The 23,436-nt window shown below is 53.4% G+C and carries 21 protein-coding genes and 3 tRNA genes; 19 read left to right on the forward strand and 5 right to left on the reverse strand.

Annotated elements, in window-relative coordinates; all coding sequences use genetic code 11:
- Positions 1–227: 227 nt before the first annotated feature.
- The 3 genes from FDX09_RS02395 (at position 228) to FDX09_RS02405 (ending at position 648) form a co-directional block, all read left to right on the forward strand.
- A tRNA-Gly gene (locus tag FDX09_RS02395) sits at positions 228–303 on the forward strand.
- A 37-nt stretch (positions 304–340) separates the two neighbouring features.
- A tRNA-Gly gene (locus FDX09_RS02400) sits at positions 341–416 on the forward strand.
- A gap of 156 nt (positions 417–572) precedes the next feature.
- A tRNA-Gly gene (locus FDX09_RS02405) sits at positions 573–648 on the forward strand.
- Positions 649–917: 269 nt separating this feature from the next.
- Here FDX09_RS02405 and queG read toward each other — a convergent pair.
- Positions 918–2,057 carry a tRNA epoxyqueuosine(34) reductase QueG gene (queG, locus tag FDX09_RS02410; protein WP_137346739.1) on the reverse strand — a complete coding sequence of 380 codons (1,140 nt, stop codon included), beginning with the start codon at positions 2,055–2,057 and terminating at the stop codon, positions 918–920.
- On the opposite strand from queG, the gene nnr reads away from it, so the two are divergent.
- The 15 genes from nnr (at position 2,056) to FDX09_RS02485 (ending at position 19,690) form a co-directional block, all read left to right on the forward strand.
- Positions 2,056–3,603 carry a bifunctional ADP-dependent NAD(P)H-hydrate dehydratase/NAD(P)H-hydrate epimerase gene (nnr, locus tag FDX09_RS02415; RefSeq protein WP_137346740.1) on the forward strand — a complete coding sequence of 516 codons (1,548 nt, stop codon included), beginning with the start codon at positions 2,056–2,058 and terminating at the stop codon, positions 3,601–3,603. The genes queG and nnr overlap by 2 nt on opposite strands.
- Entirely contained in the window at positions 3,575–4,036 is a 462-nt protein-coding gene (gene tsaE / locus FDX09_RS02420; protein ID WP_008786002.1) for a tRNA (adenosine(37)-N6)-threonylcarbamoyltransferase complex ATPase subunit type 1 TsaE, read from the forward strand. The genes nnr and tsaE overlap by 29 nt, the downstream gene beginning before the upstream one ends.
- Before the next feature lie 16 nt (positions 4,037–4,052).
- A complete protein-coding gene (gene amiB, locus FDX09_RS02425) occupies positions 4,053–5,384 on the forward strand; it encodes an N-acetylmuramoyl-L-alanine amidase AmiB (RefSeq protein WP_038636515.1) in 1,332 nt (443 codons plus the stop codon).
- Between the two features lie 9 nt (positions 5,385–5,393).
- Complete coding sequence (gene mutL, locus FDX09_RS02430; RefSeq protein WP_137346741.1) at positions 5,394–7,247, forward strand: DNA mismatch repair endonuclease MutL; 1,854 nt, start codon at positions 5,394–5,396, stop codon at positions 7,245–7,247.
- Complete coding sequence (gene miaA, locus FDX09_RS02435; RefSeq protein ID WP_038636521.1) at positions 7,240–8,190, forward strand: tRNA (adenosine(37)-N6)-dimethylallyltransferase MiaA; 951 nt, start codon at positions 7,240–7,242, stop codon at positions 8,188–8,190. Before mutL ends, miaA begins: the two co-directional genes overlap by 8 nt.
- Before the next feature lie 84 nt (positions 8,191–8,274).
- Positions 8,275–8,583 carry an RNA chaperone Hfq gene (hfq, locus tag FDX09_RS02440; RefSeq protein ID WP_003025584.1) on the forward strand — a complete coding sequence of 103 codons (309 nt, stop codon included), beginning with the start codon at positions 8,275–8,277 and terminating at the stop codon, positions 8,581–8,583.
- Positions 8,584–8,657: 74 nt separating this feature from the next.
- Positions 8,658–9,938 (forward strand): ribosome rescue GTPase HflX, encoded by a 1,281-nt coding sequence (gene hflX, locus FDX09_RS02445; RefSeq protein WP_003025589.1) that lies wholly within the window; start codon positions 8,658–8,660, stop codon positions 9,936–9,938.
- Between the two features lie 120 nt (positions 9,939–10,058).
- Positions 10,059–11,312 (forward strand): FtsH protease activity modulator HflK, encoded by a 1,254-nt coding sequence (gene hflK, locus FDX09_RS02450; RefSeq protein WP_069324734.1) that lies wholly within the window; start codon positions 10,059–10,061, stop codon positions 11,310–11,312.
- Between the two features lie 2 nt (positions 11,313–11,314).
- Positions 11,315–12,319: a protease modulator HflC gene (hflC, locus tag FDX09_RS02455; protein WP_003830491.1), complete on the forward strand. Its 1,005-nt coding sequence runs from the start codon at positions 11,315–11,317 to the stop codon at positions 12,317–12,319.
- A gap of 82 nt (positions 12,320–12,401) precedes the next feature.
- Positions 12,402–12,599, forward strand: coding sequence for a DUF2065 family protein (locus FDX09_RS02460; protein WP_006686310.1), 198 nt, complete (start codon positions 12,402–12,404; stop codon positions 12,597–12,599).
- 102 nt (positions 12,600–12,701) lie between these two features.
- Positions 12,702–14,000 (forward strand): adenylosuccinate synthase, encoded by a 1,299-nt coding sequence (purA, locus tag FDX09_RS02465; RefSeq protein WP_003025606.1) that lies wholly within the window; start codon positions 12,702–12,704, stop codon positions 13,998–14,000.
- 216 nt (positions 14,001–14,216) lie between these two features.
- The gene (gene nsrR, locus FDX09_RS02470) at positions 14,217–14,642 is read left to right on the forward strand and encodes a nitric oxide-sensing transcriptional repressor NsrR (protein WP_038636528.1); all 426 of its coding nucleotides are present in this window, start codon (positions 14,217–14,219) and stop codon (positions 14,640–14,642) included.
- 38 nt (positions 14,643–14,680) lie between these two features.
- Positions 14,681–17,143: a ribonuclease R gene (gene rnr, locus FDX09_RS02475; protein ID WP_137346742.1), complete on the forward strand. Its 2,463-nt coding sequence runs from the start codon at positions 14,681–14,683 to the stop codon at positions 17,141–17,143.
- A gap of 72 nt (positions 17,144–17,215) precedes the next feature.
- A complete protein-coding gene (gene rlmB, locus FDX09_RS02480) occupies positions 17,216–17,947 on the forward strand; it encodes a 23S rRNA (guanosine(2251)-2'-O)-methyltransferase RlmB (protein WP_038636534.1) in 732 nt (243 codons plus the stop codon).
- A 120-nt stretch (positions 17,948–18,067) separates the two neighbouring features.
- Positions 18,068–19,690, forward strand: a complete 1,623-nt coding sequence (locus FDX09_RS02485) for an isovaleryl-CoA dehydrogenase (RefSeq protein WP_137346743.1) — start codon at positions 18,068–18,070, stop codon at positions 19,688–19,690.
- Positions 19,691–19,777: 87 nt separating this feature from the next.
- Here FDX09_RS02485 and yjfN read toward each other — a convergent pair whose 3' ends face one another.
- Together yjfN and bsmA are read right to left on the reverse strand one after the other, a co-directional pair.
- Positions 19,778–20,053, reverse strand: coding sequence for a DUF1471 family protease activator YjfN (gene yjfN / locus FDX09_RS02490; protein ID WP_077223936.1), 276 nt, complete (start codon positions 20,051–20,053; stop codon positions 19,778–19,780).
- A gap of 147 nt (positions 20,054–20,200) precedes the next feature.
- Entirely contained in the window at positions 20,201–20,530 is a 330-nt protein-coding gene (gene bsmA, locus FDX09_RS02495; RefSeq protein ID WP_038636544.1) for a biofilm peroxide resistance protein BsmA, read from the reverse strand.
- Between the two features lie 181 nt (positions 20,531–20,711).
- Between bsmA and yjfP the strand changes: the two genes are divergently transcribed.
- Complete coding sequence (gene yjfP, locus FDX09_RS02500) at positions 20,712–21,461, forward strand: esterase (protein WP_085048467.1); 750 nt, start codon at positions 20,712–20,714, stop codon at positions 21,459–21,461.
- On the opposite strand, the gene ulaR is transcribed toward yjfP, so the two are convergent.
- Positions 21,458–22,213 carry an HTH-type transcriptional regulator UlaR gene (ulaR, locus tag FDX09_RS02505; protein WP_006686325.1) on the reverse strand — a complete coding sequence of 252 codons (756 nt, stop codon included), beginning with the start codon at positions 22,211–22,213 and terminating at the stop codon, positions 21,458–21,460. The two genes, yjfP and ulaR, sit on opposite strands and share 4 nt — an antisense overlap.
- Positions 22,214–22,321: 108 nt before the next feature.
- Positions 22,322–23,386, reverse strand: a complete 1,065-nt coding sequence (ulaG, locus tag FDX09_RS02510; RefSeq protein WP_038636551.1) for an L-ascorbate 6-phosphate lactonase — start codon at positions 23,384–23,386, stop codon at positions 22,322–22,324.
- Between the last annotated feature and the right edge of the window lie 50 nt (positions 23,387–23,436).

Genomic DNA, 23,436 nt, shown 5'->3' on the forward strand with positions numbered 1-23,436 from the left:
GGGTGGCGGCTGCGCCTTACCCGGCCTACGAAAATCGTTCCTGCGAGCTTGCACTAAGTCGGGATTGTCGCTAAATTAAACGACTTGCCGATAAATTCAGCACTTAAACGAAAAAACAAGAAAATCGCTTTTAGGGGGGTTGCAGCTAAACGGATTTCTCGTATAATGCGCCTCCCGTAACGACAGAGAATTACGCGTTACGGCAGCAACAAAAGCAGTACAGATTTGCGGGAATAGCTCAGTTGGTAGAGCACGACCTTGCCAAGGTCGGGGTCGCGAGTTCGAGTCTCGTTTCCCGCTCCAAAATTTGAAAGTGCTTGTTAAGCACAGACGCACCCAAGCGGGAATAGCTCAGTTGGTAGAGCACGACCTTGCCAAGGTCGGGGTCGCGAGTTCGAGTCTCGTTTCCCGCTCCAAAATTTGAAAGTGCTTATTAAGCACAGACCACCAATCGCAGGATTTCGAATTGCGACAAGGCGGCAACTGAATGAGTCCTCAGGAGCTTACTGAAGTAAGTGACTAAGGCGAGTGAAGGCAGCCAACGCAGTAGCGGTTCGAAAGACGAAGATTATGCGGGAATAGCTCAGTTGGTAGAGCACGACCTTGCCAAGGTCGGGGTCGCGAGTTCGAGTCTCGTTTCCCGCTCCAAATTCTTACCTCAAAAAAAATATCCACAACGAAGAATCGCGTTGGGGACGTTTTGTTTCGTCGTTGACATACTCTTGTAAACAGACTTATCCACAGGTCCGGGTATTATTCCTGGAATGCAAAAAACTTCGCTTGGTTAATAGTATCATTTTAACACATTGAAATTACTGGATTAATTATCATTTCAAATTGTTAATGCGATCACTTGACGATTTTTTCCCTCTTGAATATCAATGTGTTTTTATTTTTATACACAAGCTGTGGATGACTTAAGCATCGCGCGGTAGACCCTTTTCGATGACCCTGACTAAACGTTGTTTCTTCGGCAACTGCACCTCAACTACGCAGGCGTTTCGCTTCTCAATTTGCTGAGCAACCGCCCACTCTATGTGTTCGTCGAGAAGTGGGTGCTCACCTCTACGGTTTTCCAGAGCGTTAATTACGGCTTCATCCCAGGGGGCATTGCCCAACGCAACAGCGATATTTCGCAGCCAGCGCAGATGACCGATACGACGAATGGCAGACCCCTCAGTGACTTTTAAAAACCACGCTTCGCTCCAGCTAAACAGCTCTATTAACTCCGGAGCATGAAGCTGCTTGCGTGGGCTAAAGTCATCCTCGACCGTCAACTGCGAATAGCGGTTCCAGGGACAAATGAGCTGACAATCATCGCAGCCGTAAATGCGATTCCCCAACAAGGGACGAAACGCTTCAGGGATAGCGCCTTCCAGTTCGATAGTGAGATAAGAGATACAACGGCGCGCATCTACGGTGTAGGGTTCAACGATGGCCCCGGTGGGACAGATGGTCATACAGGCGACACATTTCCCGCATCCTTCTTCTACTGGCTTATCGACCGGCAAGGGCAAGTCGATCAGTAATTCACCAAGGAAGAAAAATGAACCGGCTTCGCGATTAAGGATAAGTGAGTGCTTACCTGTCCAGCCAAGCCCGGCTTTTTCCGCCAGCGGACGCTCAAGAATGGGCGCGGAATCGACAAAAGGTCTAAAATTCAGCGAAACGCAGTGTTGTTGAATCATCTCGCCCAGCTTTTTTAAGCGGTTACGCAGCAGCTTATGGTAGTCGCGCCCAAGCGCGTAGCGACTGACGTAACCCAGAGAGGGGTTTTTCAACGTGCTGGCAAAGGCCGCCTTGGCAGGGAGATAGTTCATACGTACGCTGATGACACGTAGCGTACCGGGCAATAATTCGTGAGGTCGGGCGCGCATCATGCCGTGACGGGCCATCCAGTCCATCTCGCCGTGATAGTGTTGATCCAGCCAGGCCTGCAGTTTGGGCTCCGCTTCGCTGAGGTCGGTAACGGCAATACCGACCTGCTGAAAGCCAAGCTCCAGCCCCCACTGCTTAATATTTTGCGCTAACTGATTGAGATCGAGGGGCTCTGACATGACGGACCATACAATGAAGAAAAACCCCGCAAGTATACCACACTCCATCTGGTACGCCGATGACATCAGGCGGATGGAGCGAGAGGCGGCAGACAGCTTAGGGCTGACGTTGTACGAACTGATGCAACGGGCGGGAGAGGCCGCGTTTCAGGTCGCCCGCGAAGCCTATCCGCACGCTCAACACTGGCTGGTGCTGTGCGGTCATGGCAACAACGGCGGCGATGGCTACGTAGTGGCAAGGCTTGCTAAAGCGCAGGGGCTTGAGGTCACGCTGCTGGCGCAAGAGAGTGACAAACCACTTCCGGAGGAAGCACAGCAGGCGCGCGATGCCTGGCTTAACGCCGGTGGCGTCATTCATGCTGCGGATATCACCTGGCCTGGTAGCGTGGACGTCATCATCGACGCGCTGTCAGGGACTGGCTTAAAACACGCGCCGCGTGAGGCTCTCTCGGTATTGATTGAACGTGCCAATACTTACCCAGCCCCCATCGTGGCGATAGATATTCCTTCCGGCCTGCTGGCGCAAACAGGGGCGACACCGGGTGCGGTCATCAGTGCGGCGCATACCGTCACCTTTATTGCGCTCAAACCAGGCCTGTTAACCGGTAAAGCGCGCGATGTCACCGGACGCCTGCATGTTAACGCGCTTGGGCTGGACGACTGGCTGGCTGGGCAGAGTGCGCCAATTCAACGTTTTGATGCTCTACAGCTTACGCACTGGCTGACGCCACGCCGACCTACCTCGCACAAAGGTTCCCACGGTCGGCTGGTGATTATCGGCGGGGACCACGGGACGGCAGGCGCAATACGTATGGCCGGTGAAGCGGCGCTGCGTGCAGGAGCCGGGCTGGTCAAAGTGCTGACCCGCAGTGAAAACATCGCTCCGATTCTGACCGCCAGGCCGGAACTGATGGTTGATACGCTAACGCCGCAGACTCTGGATGAAAGCCTGGCGTGGGCGGATGTTGTCGTCATTGGTCCTGGGCTTGGTCAGCAGGAGTGGGGCAAAAAAGCGCTGCAAAAGGTCGAGAATTTTCGCAAACCGATGCTCTGGGATGCCGATGCGCTGAACCTGCTGGCAATCAACCCCGATAAACGTCACAATCGCGTGATCACGCCGCATCCGGGAGAAGCCGCGCGACTGCTGGGCTGTTCCATTGCAGAAATTGAAGACGATCGCTTACTTTGTGCACAACGTCTGGTAAAACGGTACGGAGGCGTGGTAGTGCTGAAAGGCGCGGGTACGGTTGTTGCTGCTGAACCGGCTGAGTTGGGTATTATTGATACCGGCAATGCAGGCATGGCCAGCGGCGGAATGGGTGATGTGCTTTCCGGTATTATTGGCGCATTGCTCGGACAGAAGCTTACCCCGTATGATGCAGCATGTGCGGGATGTGTTGCGCACGGTGCGGCGGCGGATGTGCTGGCGGCGCGTTTTGGTACGCGCGGCATGCTGGCGACCGATCTCTTTACTACGCTACAGCGTATTGTTAACCCTGATGTGATTGACGTTTATCATGATGAATCGAGTAATTCCACTACCTGATGAACAGGCGACTTTAGACCTGGGACTGCGGGTAGCCAAAGCCTGTGACGGCGCGACGGTAATTTATTTGTACGGCGACCTGGGAGCGGGCAAAACCACTTTTAGCCGTGGATTCCTGCAGGCGTTAGGTCATAAAGGTAATGTCAAAAGCCCGACTTACACGCTGGTTGAACCCTATTCGCTCGATAATTTGATGGTTTATCACTTCGATCTGTATCGACTTGCGGACCCGGAGGAGCTGGAATTTATGGGGATCCGCGATTATTTTGCCAATGATGCCATCTGCCTGGTGGAATGGCCGCAACAAGGTAAAGGTGTTCTGCCAGACCCGGACGTCGAAATACACATCGAATACCAGGCACAAGGTCGAGAGGCGCGCGTAAGCGCAGTCTCCTCATCGGGTGATTTATTGCTGGCGCGTTTAGCCGATTAACCTTAAGGGTGGCGGGATGATTTATCGCATCAGAAACTGGCTGATGGCAACCCTGGTCCTGCTGTGCGCGCAGGCAGGGGCCGCCAGCCTCTCCGATCTTCAGGTTTCCAACGGCGATCAACAGGCGCGGATTACGCTGAGTTTTATCGGCGATCCTGAATACGCCGTTTCGCAGGATGGGAAACGAACCGTCGCGCTGGATATTAAACAAACCGGTGTGATTCAGGGATTACCGTTGCTGTTTAGCGGTAATAATCTGGTCAAATCTATCCGTTCCGGTACGCCAAAAGACGCGCAGTCTCTGCGCCTGCTGGTGGATTTAACCGAGAACGGCAAAGCCGATGCCGTAAAACGCCAGAACGGCGGTAATTATACCGTCGTGTTTACCATCAAGGCCGATGCGCCACCGCCGCCTCCACCGCCTCCGGTGGTTGCGAAACGTGTCGAAGCGCCGGTTGTCGCCCCGCGCCCTGCCGAGCCTGCACGTAATCCGTTTAAAGCGGAAAACGATCGCACTACGGCGGTTACCAGCAGTAATACGTCCACGCGACCTGCGGCGCGCGCCAGCACCAATAGCGGCGACAAAGTGGTTATCGCCATTGATGCCGGGCATGGCGGACAGGATCCCGGCGCAATTGGTCCCGGTGGTACGCGTGAGAAAAATGTCACGATTGCCGTGGCGCGTAAACTACGCAGTTTGCTGAATGATGACCCGATGTTTAAAGGCGTCCTCACCCGCGATGGCGATTACTTCATCTCGGTCATGGGACGTTCCGACGTTGCGCGTAAACAAAACGCCAACTTCCTGGTTTCGATTCATGCTGACGCCGCGCCAAACCGGGATGCCACTGGCGCTTCCGTCTGGGTACTGTCAAACCGCCGGGCGAACAGTGAAATGGCTGGCTGGCTGGAACAGCATGAGAAGCAATCAGAATTGTTAGGTGGTGCGGGCGATGTGCTGGCCAACAGCCAGGCCGATCCTTACCTCAGCCAAGCCGTGCTGGATCTGCAGTTCGGTCATTCGCAACGCGTCGGGTATGATGTGGCGACCAGCATGATCGGTCAGTTAGAACGTATTGGCTCAATGCATAAACGTCGGCCGGAACATGCCAGCCTGGGCGTATTGCGTTCGCCGGATATCCCGTCAGTGCTGGTTGAAACTGGCTTTATCAGTAACAACAGCGAAGAGCGTCTGTTGGCGAGCGATGATTACCAGCAGCAACTGGCCGAGGCGATTTACAAAGGATTACGTAACTATTTCCAGGCGCACCCGATGCAAACCGGGCCACAGGGCGCACCGGCGCAAACCGCCAGCGCCGTGTCGCCTGGCAACACGTTAACAAATTAAGGATTAGCCATGCCGATTCAGGTTCTACCGCCACAGTTGGCGAACCAGATTGCCGCGGGCGAGGTGGTAGAACGGCCTGCGTCAGTGGTGAAAGAACTGGTGGAAAACAGTATCGATGCCGGCGCGACGCGTATTGATATTGATATCGAACGCGGCGGCGCGAAGCTTATTCGTATTCGTGACAACGGCTGCGGGATTAAAAAAGACGAGCTGGCGCTGGCGCTGGCGCGTCATGCCACCAGTAAAATTGCCTCGCTTGACGATCTTGAAGCCATCGTGAGCCTTGGGTTTCGCGGCGAAGCGTTAGCCAGTATTAGCTCGGTCTCTCGTTTAACCCTGACGTCGCGCACGCAAGAGCAGCCTGAAGCCTGGCAAGCCTATGCTGAAGGACGCGACATGGATGTCACGGTTAAACCCGCCGCGCATCCGGTGGGTACCACGCTGGAGGTGTTGGATCTGTTCTACAACACCCCGGCACGGCGCAAGTTTATGCGCACCGAGAAAACCGAATTTAATCATATCGATGAGATTATCCGCCGCATTGCGCTGGCGCGTTTTGATGTGACGATTAATTTGTCGCACAACGGCAAAGTGGTGCGTCAGTACCGTGCAGTGGCTGCGGATGGACAAAAAGAGCGCCGTCTGGGCGCGATTTGCGGTATGCCGTTTCTGGAACATGCGCTGGCGATTGAATGGCAGCATGGCGATTTGACGCTACGGGGCTGGGTAGCCGATCCTCACCACACAACGACGGCGCTGGCGGAAATCCAGTACTGTTACGTGAATGGCAGGATGATGCGTGACCGCCTGATCAACCACGCTATCCGCCAGGCCTGTGAAGATAAGCTGGGCGCCGATCAGCAGCCGGCATTTGTTTTATATCTGGAAATCGATCCGCATCAGGTGGATGTTAATGTGCATCCCGCCAAGCATGAAGTCCGTTTCCATCAGTCGCGTCTGGTGCATGATTTTATCTACCAGGGCGTATTGAGCGTTCTGCAACAGCAGCTTGAAACGCCGCTGCCGTTGGCTGATGACGACGAACCTGCCCCACGGCACATCCCGGAAAACCGCGTTGCAGCCGGACGTAACCATTTTGCCGAGCCCGCTCCGGCGCGTGAAGCTGCTGCACCTCGCTACTCTGCCCCCGCTGGCGGTGGTGGTCGTCAGGCGGGCGCCAGCTGGCCTCATGCCCAGCCTGGATATCAAAAGCAGCAGGGTGAGATTTATCAGCAACTGCTGCAGACGCCAGTTCCAACGCGTAAAGCGCCGGTATCTGAAGCGCCATCGGCTCCTCTGACCGGCAACAGTCAGGGGTTTGGTCGGGTGCTAACGATTGTCGGTGCGGACTGTGCATTACTCGAATGCGATGGTCATATTCGGTTACTGGCATTACCTGTGGCGGAACGTTGGCTGCGTCAGGCGCAATTAACGCCTGGACAGGGGGCTGTTTGCGCCCAACCATTACTGATTCCTTTACGTCTAAAAGTGACCGCCGATGAAAAAGCGGCGCTGCAGAAAGGGCAGAGCCAACTGGCCGATCTGGGCATTGAATTTCAACTGGATGCGCAGCATGTGACCATCCGGGCAGTGCCTTTACCCTTACGCCAACAAAATTTACAAATCTTGATTCCTGAACTGATAGGCTACCTGGCGCAGCAGTCCGTATTCGAGCCGGGCAATATTGCACAGTGGATTGCACGTAACCTGATTAGCGAGCATCCGCAGTGGAGCATGGCCCAGGCGATTACGCTGTTAGCGGATGTTGAGCGGCTTTGCCCACAACTCGTGAAGGCGCCGCCGGGTGGTCTGTTACAACCTGTTGATTTACATTCGGTAATGAATGCCCTGAAACATGAGTGATACCCGTAAGGCGAGCCTGCCAAAGGCGATTTTTTTAATGGGGCCAACGGCCTCCGGTAAAACAGCGCTCGCAATTGAATTGCGTAAAGTTTTGCCTGTAGAGTTGATAAGCGTTGATTCCGCCCTTATTTACAAAGGGATGGATATCGGTACAGCCAAGCCTGATGCAGATGAATTACAGGCCGCGCCGCACCGATTACTGGATATTCGCGATCCGTCGCAAGCGTACTCTGCTGCGGATTTTCGCCGCGATGCGTTAGCCGAGATGGCCGATATCACCGCCGCGGGGCGTATCCCGCTGCTGGTGGGCGGCACAATGTTATATTTCAAAGCCTTGCTTGAAGGGCTGTCGCCGTTACCGTCGGCGGACCCGGACGTCAGGGCCAGAATTGAGCAGCAGGCGGCAGAGCATGGGTGGGATGCGTTACACCGACAGCTTCAGGAGATCGATCCCGTAGCTGCCGCGCGTATTCATCCAAATGATCCGCAAAGACTTTCCCGGGCACTGGAAGTTTTTTTCATTTCGGGTAAAACTTTAACGGAGCTGACGCAAACGTCAGGAGATGCTTTGCCGTATGAGGTGCATCAGTTTGCAATCGCCCCGGCGAGCCGTGAACTGCTCCATCAGCGAATTGAGCAGCGTTTTCATCAGATGTTAGCTTCAGGTTTTGAAGCAGAAGTCCGGGCGCTTTTTGCCCGTGGAGATTTGCATACGGATTTGCCTTCCATTCGTTGTGTCGGATATCGCCAGATGTGGTCATACATTGAAGGCGAAATTTCATACGATGAAATGGTTTATAGAGGTGTTTGCGCCACGAGGCAGTTGGCGAAGCGGCAGGTGACCTGGTTGCGTGGTTGGGAAGGGGTGCACTGGCTTGACAGTGAAAAGCCTGACCAGGCGCGAAACGAAGTATTACAGGTTGTTGGTGCTATCGCGAACTGAATGTGTACAATTGAAACGTATCGTGCGCAATTTTTCAGAATCGAAAGGTTCAAAGTACAAATAAGCATATAAGGAAAAGAGAGAATGGCTAAGGGGCAATCTTTACAAGATCCGTTCCTGAACGCACTGCGTCGGGAACGTGTTCCAGTTTCTATTTATTTGGTGAATGGTATTAAGCTGCAAGGTCAAATCGAGTCTTTTGATCAGTTCGTGATCCTGTTGAAAAACACGGTCAGCCAGATGGTTTATAAGCACGCGATTTCTACTGTTGTCCCGTCTCGCCCGGTTTCCCATCACAGCAATAATGCCACCGGCGGCACTGGCAGCAACTACCATCACGGTAGCAACGCGCAAGGTTCATCTGCGCAACAGGACAGCGAAGAAACCGAATAAGGTTGATTGCTGTTTTACATACGGGGAGCCAGCGAACCTGCGTTCCCCGTTGATACATATTAAGGGGTTGACGCTTGTTTGACCGTTATGATGCCGGTGAGCAGGCGGTACTGGTACACATCTATTTTTCGCAAGACAAAGATATGGAAGACCTCCAGGAGTTTGAATCTCTGGTCTCTTCCGCCGGTGTCGAAGCAATGCAGGTGATTACCGGGAGCCGTAAAGCACCGCACCCGAAGTATTTTGTTGGTGAAGGCAAGGCAATCGAAATTGCCGAAGCCGTAAAAGCGACTGGCGCTGCGGTGGTGATTTTTGATCATGCTCTAAGCCCTGCCCAGGAACGTAACCTGGAACAATTGTGCCAGTGTCTGGTTATCGACAGGACTGGTCTTATTCTGGATATTTTTGCCCAGCGTGCGCGAACCCATGAGGGTAAGTTGCAGGTTGAGCTGGCGCAACTGCGCCATATGGCTACGCGTTTGGTCCGTGGCTGGACCCACCTTGAAAGGCAAAAGGGCGGGATTGGTTTGCGCGGTCCGGGTGAAACCCAGCTCGAAACCGACCGTCGTTTGCTGCGTAATCGCATTTTGCAGATACAGTCGCGCCTGGAAAAAGTTGAAAAGCAACGTGAGCAGGGGCGACAGTCGCGTAAGAAAGCGGATGTCCCGACCGTATCACTGGTGGGATATACCAACGCCGGAAAATCCACCCTGTTCAACCAGATAACTGAAGCCCGGGTCTACGCAGCGGATCAACTGTTTGCGACCCTGGACCCGACCCTGCGGCGGATCGACGTCGCGGATGTCGGTGAAACCGTGCTGGCGGATACCGTAGGGTTTATCCGTCACTTACCGCACGACCTGGTGGCGGCATTTAAAGCCACCTTGCAGGAAACACGTCAGGCGACATTGCTGCTGCACGTTATTGATGCAGCAGATTTTCGTGTGCAAGAAAACATCGAGGCCGTCGATACGGTGCTTGAGGAGATCGATGCGCATGAGATCCCGACCCTGCTGGTGATGAATAAAATCGATATGCTGGATGACTTTGAACCGCGTATCGACAGAGATGAAGAGAATAAACCCATTCGCGTTTGGGTTTCAGCGCAAACGGGAATAGGTATACCACAGCTTTTTCAGGCTTTGACTGAGCGGCTTTCCGGTGAGGTGGCGCAGCATACGTTGCGTTTGCCGCCGCAGGAAGGGCGTCTGAGAAGCCGGTTTTATCAACTTCAGGCAATAGAAAAAGAGTGGATGGAGGAGGACGGCAGCGTAGGTCTGCAGGTTCGTATGCCGATCGTAGACTGGCGTCGCCTCTGTAAACAAGAACCGGCACTGGAAGACTATGTTGTCTGATCTGACGGATATGGCCTGAAGATTTTTTCGCCTCTATACCTTGTGGATTTTGCGTAGCCAACGCATCGGCAGCACAAAAGACGCAGGTATAGCATCGCATAACAAATATGGAGCACAAAAATGGCGTGGAATCAGCCCGGTAATAACGGACAAGACCGCGACCCGTGGGGAAGCAGCAAACCTGGCGGCAACCCTGAGGGAAATGGAAACAAAGGTGGGCGCGATCAGGGACCTCCCGATCTGGATGATATCTTCCGCAAACTGAGCAAAAAGCTCGGTGGTCTGGGCGGCGGTAAAGGTACTGGTTCTGGCGGCGGTAGTTCATCGCAAGGTCCGCGTCCGCAACTGGGCGGTCGGGTCTTTACTATCGCTGCGGCCGCTATCGTCATAATCTGGGCGGCCAGCGGTTTCTACACCATTAAAGAAGCGGAACGCGGCGTGGTGACACGCTTCGGTAAATTCAGCCATTTGGTTGAGCCGGGTCTGAACTGGAAACCGACCTTTATCGACGAAGTGACCCCGGTCAACGTTGAAGCCGTGCGTGAACTTGCCGCATCTGGCGTCATGCTGACATCTGACGAAAACGTTGTGCGCGTTGAAATGAACGTGCAGTACCGTGTGACCGATCCGCAGCGTTACCTGTTTAGCGTAACCAGCGCGGATGACAGCCTGCGTCAGGCAACCGACAGCGCACTGCGTGGCGTTATCGGGAAGTACACTATGGACCGTATCCTGACCGAAGGGCGTACCGTTATTCGTAGCGATACCCAGCGTGAACTGGAAGAAACGATCCGTCCGTACAACATGGGTATCACCCTGCTGGACGTCAACTTCCAGGCCGCACGTCCGCCGGAAGAGGTAAAAGCCGCGTTTGACGATGCGATTGCCGCGCGCGAAAACGAACAGCAGTACATCCGTGAAGCGGAAGCGTACACCAACGAAGTTCAGCCGCGAGCGAACGGTCAGGCGCAGCGTATTCTGGAAGAAGCGCGTGCTTACAAAACGCAAACCATCCTGGAAGCTCAGGGTGAAGTGGCGCGCTTCGCGAAAATTCTGCCGGAATATAAAGCCGCGCCGCAAATTACTCGCGAGCGTCTGTATATCGAGACCATGGAAAAAGTGCTGAGCAATACCCGCAAAGTCCTGGTTAACGATAAAGGCAGCAATCTGATGGTTCTGCCGCTGGATCAAATGCTGAAAGGCGGTAGTGCGCCAGCAGCAAAGAGTGACAGCAGTTCAAACCTGCTGCGTCTGCCGCCAGCGACGACCTCCAGCACTGGAGCAAGTAACACCTCGTCCACCAGTCAGGGCGATATTATGGACCAACGCCGCGCGAACGCGCAGCGTAACGACTACCAGCGTCAGGGGGAATAACGATGCGTAAGTCAGTTATTGCGATTATCATCATCGTTCTGGTAGTTCTGTTCATGTCTGTCTTTGTGGTCAAAGAAGGCGAGCGCGGTATTACGCTGCGCTTTGGTAAAGTTCTGCGTGACGATGAAAACAAGCCGCTGGTCGTTGCACCTGGCCTGCACTTCAAGATTCCGTTTATTGAATCAGTGAAGATGCTGGATGCGCGTATTCAGACCATGGACAACCAGGCCGATCGCTTTGTCACCAAAGAGAAGAAAGACCTGATCGTTGACTCCTACATCAAGTGGCGCATCAGTGACTTTAGCCGTTACTACCTGGCAACGGGCGGTGGCGATGTTTCTCAGGCAGAAGTCCTGCTGAAACGTAAGTTCTCTGACCGTCTGCGTTCTGAAATCGGTCGTCTCGACGTGAAAGACATCGTTACCGATTCCCGTGGTCGTCTGACTCTGGAAGTCCGTGACGCGCTGAACTCCGGTTCTGCTGGTACGGAAGATGAAGTCGCGACGCCGGCGGCGGATAGTGCGATTGCCGAAGCGGCTGAGCGTGTTCAGGCTGAAACGAACGGTAAAGTACCGGTCATCAACCCGAACAGTATGGCAGCGTTGGGGATCGAAGTGGTTGACGTGCGTATTAAGCAAATCAACCTGCCTGCGGAAGTGTCTGAGGCTATCTATAACCGTATGCGCGCTGAGCGTGAAGCGGTAGCCCGTCGCCATCGTTCACAAGGTCAGGAAGAAGCGGAAAAACTGCGTGCAACGGCGGATTACGAAGTAACGAAAACGCTGGCAGAATCTGAGCGTCAGGGCCGCATTATGCGCGGTGAAGGCGATGCAGAAGCCGCTAAACTGTTTGCCGACGCGTTCAGCCAGGATCCTGACTTCTACGCCTTCATCCGTAGCCTGCGTGCTTATGAGAAGAGCTTCGAAGGTAACCAGGACGTGATGGTCATGAGCCCGGACAGCGATTTCTTCCGCTACATGAAGACACCGAATACCGCGACACGCTAAAATAGTTTCAGCGGTTTTAAACCAGCAAAACCACCGGCGTCCCCAGGGATGCGGTGGTTTTCTTTTTATATAAGGACGATGGATGAATTCCACAATTTTGTTGGCGCTCGCGCTGGTTTTGGTACTGGAAGGCCTGGGTCCGATGCTTTATCCCGGCGCATGGAAGAAAATGATCTCCGCGATGGCGCAACTCCCCGAAAATACTTTGCGTCGTTTTGGTGGAGGTCTTGTGGTTGCGGGCGTTGTGGTCTACTACATGTTGAGGAAAACGATTGGCTGATCAATAAGTAGCCTAATTTGCGGATTTTAGCATGCAAAAAGTGCTGTATATCTGAAAAAGCGGTGGTAGAATCCATTTTTAAGCAAACGGTGATTTTGAAAAATGGGTAACAACGTCGTCGTACTGGGCACCCAATGGGGTGACGAAGGTAAAGGGAAGATCGTCGATCTTCTGACTGAACGGGCTAAATATGTTGTGCGCTACCAGGGTGGACACAACGCAGGCCATACTCTCGTAATCAACGGTGAAAAAACCGTCCTCCATCTTATTCCATCAGGTATTCTTCGCGAGAATGTCATCAGCATCATCGGTAACGGTGTTGTACTGTCTCCGTCCGCGCTGATGAAAGAAATGAAAGGGCTGGAAGATCGTGGTATCCCGGTTCGCGAGCGCCTGCTGCTGTCTGAAGCTTGTCCGCTGATCCTTGATTATCACGTTGCGTTGGATAACGCTCGTGAGAAAGCGCGTGGCGAGAAAGCAATCGGTACTACCGGTCGCGGTATCGGCCCGGCTTATGAAGATAAAGTGGCTCGTCGCGGTCTGCGCGTTGGCGATCTGTTTGATAAAGCAACCTTCGCTGAAAAACTGAAAGAAGTGATGGAATATCACAACTTCCAGTTGGTGAATTTCTATAAAGTCGAAGCGGTTGACTACCAGAAAGTGCTGGATGATGTGATGGCGATTGCCGACATCCTGACTTCTATGGTTGTTGATGTTTCCGATCTGCTGGACCAGGCGCGTAAGCGTGGCGATTTCGTCATGTTCGAAGGCGCGCAGGGTACGCTGCTGGATATCGACCACGGTACTTATCCGTACGTAACCTCCTCCAACACCACCGCGGGTGGCGTGGCGACTGGCTCCGGCCTGGGCCCACGTTATGTGGATTACGTGCTGGGTATCATCAAAGCTTACTCTACTCGTGTTGGCGCGGGTCCGTTCCCGACAGAGCTGTTTGATGACGTTGGCGAGTTCCTGTGCAAACAAGGTAACGAGTATGGCGCAACCACTGGTCGTCGTCGTCGTACCGGTTGGCTGGACTCCGTTGCCGTGCGTCGTGCAGTACAGATTAACTCCCTGTCTGGCTTCTGCCTGACCAAACTGGACGTACTGGACGGTTTGAAAGAGGTGAAAATCTGTGTCGCTTACCGTATGCCGGATGGCCGTGAAGTTACGACTACCCCGCTGGCTGCTGACGACTGGAAAGGTATCGAGCCGATTTACGAAACCATGCCAGGCTGGTCTGAATCCACCTTTGGCGTGAAGGAACGTAGTGGTCTGCCGCAGGCGGCGCTGAACTACATCAAGCGTATTGAAGAACTGACCGGTGTGCCGATTGATATTATCTCAACTGGCCCAGACCGTACTGAAACCATGATCCTGCGCGACCCGTTCGACGCATAATTCTGGTTATGGCGTAGCGTCGAATGGCGCTGCGCTTGCACTATCTTAGGCCGGATGATGCGTTTTGCATTAGAATCCGGCTTAAAATCACGTAAGTTCCTCGCTTTTTTCCTTCCCGAACTGAAATAAATTAGCGACCTGGCTGGTGGCTGGTTTATCATCAATATAATTAATACCACCAGGTTTATCCGTTTTATCCCTTTTCCTGAGGTTGATGTGCAGTTAACAAGTTTCACCGATTACGGATTACGTGCGCTAATCTACATGGCGTCACTTCCCGAAGGACGTATGACCAGTATTTCTGAGGTGACAGAAGTCTACGGCGTGTCCCGTAATCATATGGTCAAAATAATCAATCAACTTAGCCGGGCGGGCTTTGTTACTGCTATTCGAGGAAAAAATGGCGGTATCCGCCTGGGTAAACCCGCTAAGGATATTTGTATTGGTGATGTGGTTCGCGAGCTGGAACCCTTATCGCTGGTCAACTGTAGCAGCGAGTTTTGCCACATAACCCCTGCCTGCCGACTCAAACAGGCGCTTTCTAAAGCAGTGCAAAGTTTTCTCACGGAACTGGACAACTACACACTTGCTGATTTGGTTGAAGAAAATCAACCGCTTTATAAATTATTGCTGGTGGAGTGACGAAAATCTTCATCAGAGATGACAACGGAGGAACCGAGATGTCACAAGATCCTTTCCAGGAACGCGAAGCTGAAAAATACGCGAACCCTATCCCGAGCCGGGAATTTATCCTCGAACATTTAACTAAACGTGAAAAACCGGCCAACCGCGATGAGTTGGCCGCTGAACTCAACATTGAAGGTGAAGAACAGCAAGAAGCGCTGCGTCGTCGCCTGCGCGCGATGGAGCGTGACGGGCAACTGGTCTTCACTCGTCGTCAGTGCTACGCGCTGCCGGAACGTCTCGACCTGCTGAAAGGTACCGTTATTGGCCACCGTGATGGCTACGGCTTTCTGCGCGTTGAAGGCCGCAAAGATGACCTGTACCTGTCCAGCGAGCAGATGAAAACCTGCATTCATGGCGATCAGGTGCTGGCGCAGCCGCTGGGCGCGGACCGTAAAGGTCGTCGCGAAGCGCGTATTGTGCGCGTACTGGTGCCGAAAACCAGCCAGATTGTCGGCCGCTACTTCACCGACGCTGGGGTCGGGTTTGTCGTCCCGGACGATAGCCGCCTGAGCTTCGATATCCTTATTCCGCCGGAAGAGGTGATGGGGGCGCGTATGGGCTTTGTGGTCGTGGTTGAGCTGACCCAGCGTCCAACCCGTCGCACCAAAGCTGTGGGTAAAATCGTTGAAGTATTGGGCGACAACATGGGCACCAGCATGGCTGTTGATATGGCCCTGCGTACCCATGAAATCCCGTATATCTGGCCGCAGGCAGTCGAAAAACAGGTTGCCGGGCTGAAAGAAGAAGTGCCGGAAGAGGCGAAAGTTGGACGTGTTGATCTACGCGATCTCCCGCTGGTCACTATTGATGGCGAAGATGCGCGTGACTTCGATGATGCGGTTTACTGCGAGAAGAAACGCGGCGGCGGCTGGCGTTTATGGGTGGCGATTGCTGACGTAAGCTATTACGTCCGCCCGCCGACTCCGTTGGATCAGGAAGCGCGCAGCCGTGGCACGTCTGTCTACTTCCCGTCGCAGGTTGTCCCGATGCTGCCGGAAGTGCTGTCTAACGGATTGTGTTCGCTGAACCCGCAGGTAGACCGTCTGTGTATGGTGTGCGAAATGACCATTTCGTCGAAAGGACGGTTAACCGGCTTTAAATTCTACGAAGCGGTAATGAGTTCCCATGCGCGTCTGACCTACACCAAAGTCTGGCACATGCTGCAGGGCGATCAGGAACTGCGCGAGCAGTATGCGCCGTTAGTGAAACATATTGAAGAGCTGCATAATCTCTACAAAGTGCTGGATAAAGCCCGGGAAGAACGCGGCGGTATCTCGTTTGAAAGTGAAGAAGCGAAGTTTATTTTCAACGCTGAACGTCGTATTGAACGTATCGAACAGACGCAACGTAACGACGCGCACAAGCTGATTGAAGAGTGCATGATCATGGCGAACATCTCAGCGGCGCGATTCGTTGAGAAAGCCAAAGAGCCAGCCTTATTCCGTATTCACGATAAGCCGACGACCGAAGCGATTACCTCCTTCCGTTCCGTACTGGCCGAACTGGGTCTGGAACTGCCTGGCGGCAATAAACCCGAGCCGCGCGATTACGCTGAATTGCTGGAGTCGATTGCCGACCGTCCTGACGCGGAAATGCTGCAAACTATGCTGCTGCGCTCGATGAAGCAGGCGATTTACGATCCAGAAAACCGGGGTCACTTTGGTCTGGCGCTGCAATCTTATGCGCACTTTACCTCGCCGATTCGTCGTTACCCGGATCTCTCTTTGCACCGTGCAATTAAATATTTGCTGGCGCAGGAGCAGGGCCATAAAGGCAACACCACGGAAACCGGTGGCTATCATTATTCAATGGAAGAGATGCTGCAACTGGGCCAGCACTGTTCGATGGCCGAACGCCGTGCTGACGAAGCTACGCGCGACGTCTCTGACTGGCTGAAGTGTGACTTCATGCTGGATCAGGTGGGTAACGTCTTTAAAGGCGTAATTGCCAGCGTGACCGGGTTTGGCTTCTTTGTCCGTCTTGACGAACTGTTTATCGACGGTCTGGTGCATGTCTCCTCCCTGGATAACGACTACTATCGCTTTGACCAGGTTGGGCAGCGCCTGACGGGGGAGTCAAGCGGTCAGATGTATCGCCTGGGCGATCGTGTGGAAGTTCGCGTGGAAGCGGTCAACATGGACGAGCGTAAAATCGATTTCAGTTTGATCTCCAGCGAACGTGCGCCGCGCAATGAGGGCAAAACCGCACGCGAAAAAGCTAAAAAAGGCGATGCAGGTAAAACTACCGGTAAACGTCGTCAAATGGGCAAAAAGGTGAATTTCGAGCCGGACAGCGCATTCCGCGGCGAGAAGAAAGGCAGAGCCAAACCTCTGGCGGATAAAAAAACGGCTGAGAAGAAAAGCGATAAAAAAGCGAAAAAGCCATCGGCAAAAACGCGTAAAATCGCTGCCGCCACCAAAGCTAAACGTGCGGCGAAAAAGAACGTCGCACAATAACAGCCATAAACTGTAAGTCGGGCAACTATTATGTTGCCCGGCGTTACGCACAAACTATTAACGAGTACATTCATGAGTGAAATGATTTACGGCATCCACGCGGTGCAGGCTCTGCTGGAACGTGCGCCTGAGCGCTTCCAGGACGTCTTTATTCTCAAAGGCCGTGAAGATAAACGCCTGCTGCCGTTGATCCATGCACTGGAAGCGCAGGGCGTTGTCATTCAGTTGGCTAACCGTCAGTTCCTGGATGAGAAAAGCGAGGGTGCGGTACATCAGGGGATTATTGCGCGCGTGAAGCCGGGTCGTCAGTATCAGGAGAACGATCTACCGGATCTGATTGCTGCGCTCGATCAGCCGTTCTTTTTGATCCTCGATGGCGTCACCGATCCGCATAACCTGGGCGCATGCCTGCGTAGCGCGGATGCTGCTGGTGTACATGCGGTTATCGTACCGAAGGATCGTTCCGCACAGTTGAATGCGACGGCGAAAAAAGTGGCCTGTGGCGCGGCTGAAAGCGTACCGCTGATCCGCGTAACTAACCTGGCGCGCACGATGCGTATGCTGCAGGAAGAGAATATCTGGATTGTGGGCACCGCTGGCGAAGCCGACCATACTCTCTATCAGAGCAAAATGACCGGACGTATGGCGCTGGTCATGGGGGCTGAAGGCGAAGGAATGCGTCGTCTGACCCGCGAACATTGTGACGAACTGATCAGTATCCCGATGGCAGGGAGCGTTTCGTCGCTAAACGTTTCAGTCGCGACCGGCATCTGCCTGTTTGAGGCCGTTCGTCAGCGCGGCTAATTCATTCTCAATTTCTCTCAAGCCATCCCCTGGGATGGCTTTTTTGTGACCTTCATCCCAGGCACTCTCTTGTCTGGCTGGCCATACTTAAGGCCACGGCCATTGACGGAGGGAAACACAATGCACTGGCAAACGCATACCGTTTTTAACCAACCTGTACCGCTCAATAACAGCAACTTATACCTGTCCGATGGCGCCCTGTGCGAAGCGGTTATCCGCGAAGGGGCGGGCTGGGACAGCGATCTGTTGGCGAGTATTGGCCAGCAGCTAGGTACCGCGGAGTCGCTCGAACTGGGTCGCCTGGCTAATGCTTTTCCACCCGAGCTTTTGCGCTACGATCCGCAGGGGCAGCGACTGGACGATGTGCGTTTTCATCCTGCCTGGCATTTGCTGATGCAGGGGCTGTGCGCCAACCGCGTGCATAACCTTGCCTGGGAAGACGAAGCGCGGCAGGGAACATTTGTTGCCCGCGCGGCGCGTTTCATGCTGCATGCGCAGGTGGAAGCAGGCACGTTGTGTCCGGTAACCATGACTTTTGCCGCCACGCCGCTGTTACTGCAGATGCTACCTTCACAATTTCACGACTGGTTTACGCCGCTGCTAAGTGACCGTTATGACTCGCATTTATTGCCGGGTGGGCAAAAGCGTGGGCTGCTGATCGGTATGGGAATGACCGAGAAACAGGGGGGCTCAGATGTGTTGAGCAATACCACCCAGGCGGAACGCCTCGCAGACGGCTCGTATCGGTTGGTGGGACATAAGTGGTTTTTCTCTGTGCCACAAAGCGATGCCCATTTGGTGCTGGCGCAGGCAAAGGGGGGATTATCCTGCTTTTTTGTACCGCGATTTTTACCCGATGGTCAACGTAATGCTATCCGTCTCGAGAGGCTGAAAGATAAGTTAGGCAACCGCTCCAATGCCAGCTGCGAAGTCGAATTCCACGATGCTATTGGCTGGCTGCTGGGCGAAGAAGGAGAAGGTATACGCCATATCCTGAAAATGGGTGGTATGACGCGTTTTGACTGTGCGCTCGGTAGCCATAGCATGATGCGACGTGCCTTTTCCGTGGCGATTTATCATGCGCACCAACGACAGGTATTTGGCAAGCCATTGATTGAACAGCCGATGATGCGTCAGGTCTTAAGCCGAATGGCGCTCCAGTTGGAAGGCCAGACCGCGTTACTGTTTAGGCTGGCACGGGCCTGGGACCGCCGCGCTGATGCCAAAGAAGCGCTGTGGGCTCGGTTGTTTACGCCAGCGGCGAAATATTCTGTCTGCAAAAGCGGGATGCCGTTTGTCGCTGAGGCGATGGAAGTATTGGGTGGGGTTGGCTACTGCGAGGAGAGTGAGCTGCCACGTCTGTACCGTGAGATGCCGGTAAACAGTATCTGGGAAGGCTCCGGCAATATTATGTGTCTTGATGTATTGCGGGTGCTGGCAAAACAACCCGGTATCTACGATATGCTCAGCGAAGCCTTTGCCGAGGTCAAAGGGCAGGATCGTCATTACGATCGGATGGTTCGTCAGTTGCAGCAACACCTGCGTAAACCCATTGAAGAATTGGGACGGGAGATTACGCAGCAGCTTTTCCTGCTCGGTTGCGGGGCGCAAATGTTGCGCTATGCCTCTCCGCCAGTGGCGCAGGCCTGGTGTCAGATGATGTTGGATACGCGTGGTGGACGACGGTTGTCTGAACAGGTACAGAATGATCTGCTGCTACGGGCAACGGGAGGATTACGGTAATAATATGCCTGATGGCGACGCTGGCGCGTCTTATCATAATGCCTACGTTAAAGCAGGCCGGATAAGTTTACCCCATCCGGCAATCTGTTACGCATAGAGTATGGCCTGGACGCGCCAGTTATCGGGGTGCTGATCTTCATACATTTGAATGATCCGATACCATGAAGCACCTTGTTCATCCGCTTTTAACGCAACGACACGTTCTACATCCTGCGGATTTCCTGCAATGTTACTGACGGATATCAGCCCTATTTCGTTCAGGCCGGTAACACAGTCAGCACTGGCGAACTCGGCAGACTGCGCCGTAGTACCTACCAGTCCGGTAGAAAGCAGCAGTGAGGATAAGGCAAGTGATTGTTTCATCGTCAGCTCCATTATTCGTACCCCTACACACGGCAGGGCATTCCATCGCGATAATAAACCTCAAGCTTCCTGCTGTTGGTTTATTGTGCACAGGTAAACGCATAGGGGCGCAAAGCAATGTAAAGCTGACTAAATTTCAAACCAATGTTATTTACGATACAAAATCGCTTGTGAATACCATTGGCCTGTCACAATGGTCTCATCGACTAATAAGACCACATAATAATCAGCTTTTGCCGCGACGGCTTTGTCGCGGATTTCAGCCAGCGCATCATCCGGTGAGCCTCTTACCAGCGCGCTAACCGTCCCTATTCGCTGTAACCCATTACTCTGGTTACGGCGGATCTCCTGCGGGTGGTCGGCAACGGGCGGTGCGGGTTGCGGCGTTCCCTGTAGCACGCTACAGGCGCTTAAAAATAAAACCAGCAACAAAGAGGCAAACCGACGCATAACTCTATCTCGTTTCCTGATAGCCATAGTGTAGTGCCTTATTAATTTCCCTTTAGGGGAATGTTCCCGAATTGTTATCTCTCACGCGATTTTCGAATGAAAATGTTGCGAAAGCGTAACCCAGTTCTCAACATTATGAATCATTGTCGAACACATTCGCTTGCGTTAAGTATTGCTGCGTGGCATACCAGAAAGAAAGAGGCGACAAATGATCGAAATTGAAACACGACAGTTGGCGGGTATCCCTGTCCTGCACGCCGTTCCGGCTGGCAAACGCGCATGTTCACTCCCCTGTATTATTTTCTATCACGGATTTACATCTTCCAGTCTGGTCTACAGCTATTTTGCCGTTGCTCTGGCTCAGGCTGGATTCCGGGTAGTGATGCCAGATGCGCCAGACCATGGTGCCCGCTTCAAGGGTGACGCACAGGGGCGGATATACCGCTTTTGGCACATATTGCAGCAAAACATGCAGGAATTTTCGACGTTACGTGCGGCGCTGGTGGCAGAAAATTGGCTGTCAGATGAACGGCTTGCCGTAGGCGGAGCGTCAATGGGGGGAATGACGGCCCTGGGCATTATGGCTCGTCACCCCGAGGTGAAATGTGTAGCCAGCCTGATGGGTTCGGGCTACTTTACCCGGCTTGCGCAGACGCTTTTTCCGCCTTTATTGGTCCAGACGCCAGAACAGCAGGCTGCGTTTGATGCCCTCATCGCGCCGCTGGCCGAATGGGAAGTGACGCACCAGTTGCCACGCCTGGCCGACAGACCGTTGCTACTATGGCATGGGCAGGAAGATGATGTGGTACCGGCTATTGAAACTTTTCGCTTACAGCAGGCGCTGATTCAGGCTGGTCTGGACAATAACCTGACCTGTCTGTGGGAAGCAGGCGTACGCCACCGCATTACGCCAGAAGCGCTGGCTGCGACGGTGACGTTTTTCCGCCAGCACCTTTAAACGCGCATAATGCTTACACCCTGAGCTTCGAGCTGTTGCAGGATCTCAGGGTCCGCATTTTTGCCGGTGATCAGCATATCGATTTGATCGGCGCGGCTGAACAGCATCCCCGCGCGTTCACCGACCTTACTGCTATCGACCAACACCACCAGTTTGCCCACCACGTTAAGCATCTTCTGCTCCGCCATCGCGGTCAGCATATCGGTTTTATACAGTCCATCTGCGGTCAACCCTTTGCCGCTGGTGAACATCCAGTGCCCGGCATACAGGCTATTTTCACTACCTTGTGGGCTAAGCGTGATAGATTGGCTTTTGTTGTATTGTCCTCCCATGATGATCACGCTCTCATGCTCCTGGTCGATCAAATAGTTCGCCAGCGGCAGATAATTAGTGATGATCTGCACTGGCTTGCCGCACATTTCACGTCCGAGCAGGAAGGCGGTCGATCCGCAGTTGATCACCACGCTTTCACCGGCATTCACCAGTTGAGAGGCCGCTTTGGCAATGCGAACCTTTTCATCGTGGTTCTGCGCCTGATGCAGATTCATTGGCGTCCAGCGCGGGCGCTGCTGCGTGATGGCTTCTGCGCCGTTACGAACTTTCTTGAGTTTGCCGCTTTCGTCGAGTTTGTTGATATCCCGGCGGGCTGTGGCGGGGGAAATTCCCAGGCGCTCAATTACGTTCTCAACGGTAACAAAGCCCAACTGCGCCAGCATATCCAGCAATATTTGATGTCTTTGTGCTTCAGTCATGAGCTATTCCGATACAAATTGATTTGAAAAGATGATATTTGAAATAGCCTGGAAATACTAAAGTAAATGGGGAAAAAATGCCGGGTTATGCCCGGCATTTGGTGTGAATCACAAGAAGGATTTAAACGGTAGATCCGGTTCAATCGTGAAACAGTCATCAAAGCCGCGTGGATAGTGATATTCAAAGTTATCTTTATCCAGCGGCCAGGTGAATTTGCCACCTACCTGCCAGATGAATGGCTTAAAGCCATACTTCAGCCGATCTTTTTTCATCTCCCACAGCACACGAATCTCCTGAGGATCGGCCTGGAAATTAGACCAGATGTCATGATGGAAGGGGATGACGACTTTTGTATTCAACGCTTCGGCCATACGCAGCATGTCGGAGCTGGTCATCTTGTCGGTAATGCCACGCGGGTTTTCGCCATAGGATCCGAGCGCGACGTCAATCTGATGCTCATTGCCGTGTTTGGCATAATAGTTGGAGTAGTGTGAGTCGCCGCTGTGATACAGCGTGCCGCCCGGTGTTTTGAACAGATAGTTAACGGCGCGCGCGTCCATACCGTCCGGCAGCACGCCCGCCGCTTTCTGATCGGCGGGAAGAGTAATCAACGCGGTACGATCAAAAGCATCAAGCGCATGAATTTCAATATCTTTCACTTTAACCACATCGCCGGGTTTTACCACGATGCAGCGATCTTTCGGCACGCCCCAGCCGACCCACAGATCCACACAGGTTTGTGGCCCAATAAACGGCACGTCGTCCGCGCAGTTCTGCATGACCGCAGCCGCGACATTGACGTCGATGTGATCGTTATGATCGTGCGTAGCCAGCACTGCATCGATCTGGCGAATCGCAAACGGATCAAGTACAAACGGCGTAGTACGCAGGTTTGGCTGCAGTTTCTTCACGCCCGCCATGCGTTGCATCTGGTGACCGGTTTTCATCAGCGGATTACCGTGACTTTGCTTACCTGTTCCGCACCAGAAATCGACGCAGACGTTAGTCCCGCCTTCCGACTTTAGCCAAATTCCGGTACAGCCAAGCCACCACATAGCAAAGGTGCCAGGTGCGACCTGTTCCTGTTCGATCTCTTCATTCAGCCAGCTTCCCCACTCCGGGAATGTGCTCAGAATCCATGATTCGCGCGTGATGCTTTTTACTTTACTCATCGCATTTACCTTCATGTTGGTTCAAGTTGAATCAAATTATGATTTATTTT

The organism is Citrobacter sp. wls717 (assembly GCF_005280955.1).
Lineage (GTDB): Bacteria > Pseudomonadota > Gammaproteobacteria > Enterobacterales > Enterobacteriaceae > Citrobacter > Citrobacter werkmanii.

Excerpts from the sequence above, each read along its gene's own strand:
- ulaR (WP_006686325.1), bottom strand. The coding sequence starts at position 22,213 with ATGACTGAAGCACAAAGACATCAAATATTGCTGGATATGCTGGCGCAG.
- FDX09_RS02460 (WP_006686310.1), top strand. The coding sequence starts at position 12,402 with ATGAATTCCACAATTTTGTTGGCGCTCGCGCTGGTTTTGGTACTGGAA.
- rlmB (WP_038636534.1), top strand. The coding sequence starts at position 17,216 with ATGAGTGAAATGATTTACGGCATCCACGCGGTGCAGGCTCTGCTGGAA.
- purA (WP_003025606.1), top strand. The coding sequence starts at position 12,702 with ATGGGTAACAACGTCGTCGTACTGGGCACCCAATGGGGTGACGAAGGT.
- amiB (WP_038636515.1), top strand. The coding sequence starts at position 4,053 with ATGATTTATCGCATCAGAAACTGGCTGATGGCAACCCTGGTCCTGCTG.
- bsmA (WP_038636544.1), bottom strand. The coding sequence starts at position 20,530 with ATGGCTATCAGGAAACGAGATAGAGTTATGCGTCGGTTTGCCTCTTTG.
- nnr (WP_137346740.1), top strand. The coding sequence starts at position 2,056 with ATGACGGACCATACAATGAAGAAAAACCCCGCAAGTATACCACACTCC.
- ulaG (WP_038636551.1), bottom strand. The coding sequence starts at position 23,386 with ATGAGTAAAGTAAAAAGCATCACGCGCGAATCATGGATTCTGAGCACA.
- miaA (WP_038636521.1), top strand. The coding sequence starts at position 7,240 with ATGAGTGATACCCGTAAGGCGAGCCTGCCAAAGGCGATTTTTTTAATG.
- mutL (WP_137346741.1), top strand. The coding sequence starts at position 5,394 with ATGCCGATTCAGGTTCTACCGCCACAGTTGGCGAACCAGATTGCCGCG.
- hflC (WP_003830491.1), top strand. The coding sequence starts at position 11,315 with ATGCGTAAGTCAGTTATTGCGATTATCATCATCGTTCTGGTAGTTCTG.
- rnr (WP_137346742.1), top strand. The coding sequence starts at position 14,681 with ATGTCACAAGATCCTTTCCAGGAACGCGAAGCTGAAAAATACGCGAAC.
- yjfP (WP_085048467.1), top strand. The coding sequence starts at position 20,712 with ATGATCGAAATTGAAACACGACAGTTGGCGGGTATCCCTGTCCTGCAC.
- hfq (WP_003025584.1), top strand. The coding sequence starts at position 8,275 with ATGGCTAAGGGGCAATCTTTACAAGATCCGTTCCTGAACGCACTGCGT.
- FDX09_RS02485 (WP_137346743.1), top strand. The coding sequence starts at position 18,068 with ATGCACTGGCAAACGCATACCGTTTTTAACCAACCTGTACCGCTCAAT.
- yjfN (WP_077223936.1), bottom strand. The coding sequence starts at position 20,053 with ATGAAACAATCACTTGCCTTATCCTCACTGCTGCTTTCTACCGGACTG.
- tsaE (WP_008786002.1), top strand. The coding sequence starts at position 3,575 with ATGATGAATCGAGTAATTCCACTACCTGATGAACAGGCGACTTTAGAC.
- queG (WP_137346739.1), bottom strand. The coding sequence starts at position 2,057 with ATGTCAGAGCCCCTCGATCTCAATCAGTTAGCGCAAAATATTAAGCAG.
- hflK (WP_069324734.1), top strand. The coding sequence starts at position 10,059 with ATGGCGTGGAATCAGCCCGGTAATAACGGACAAGACCGCGACCCGTGG.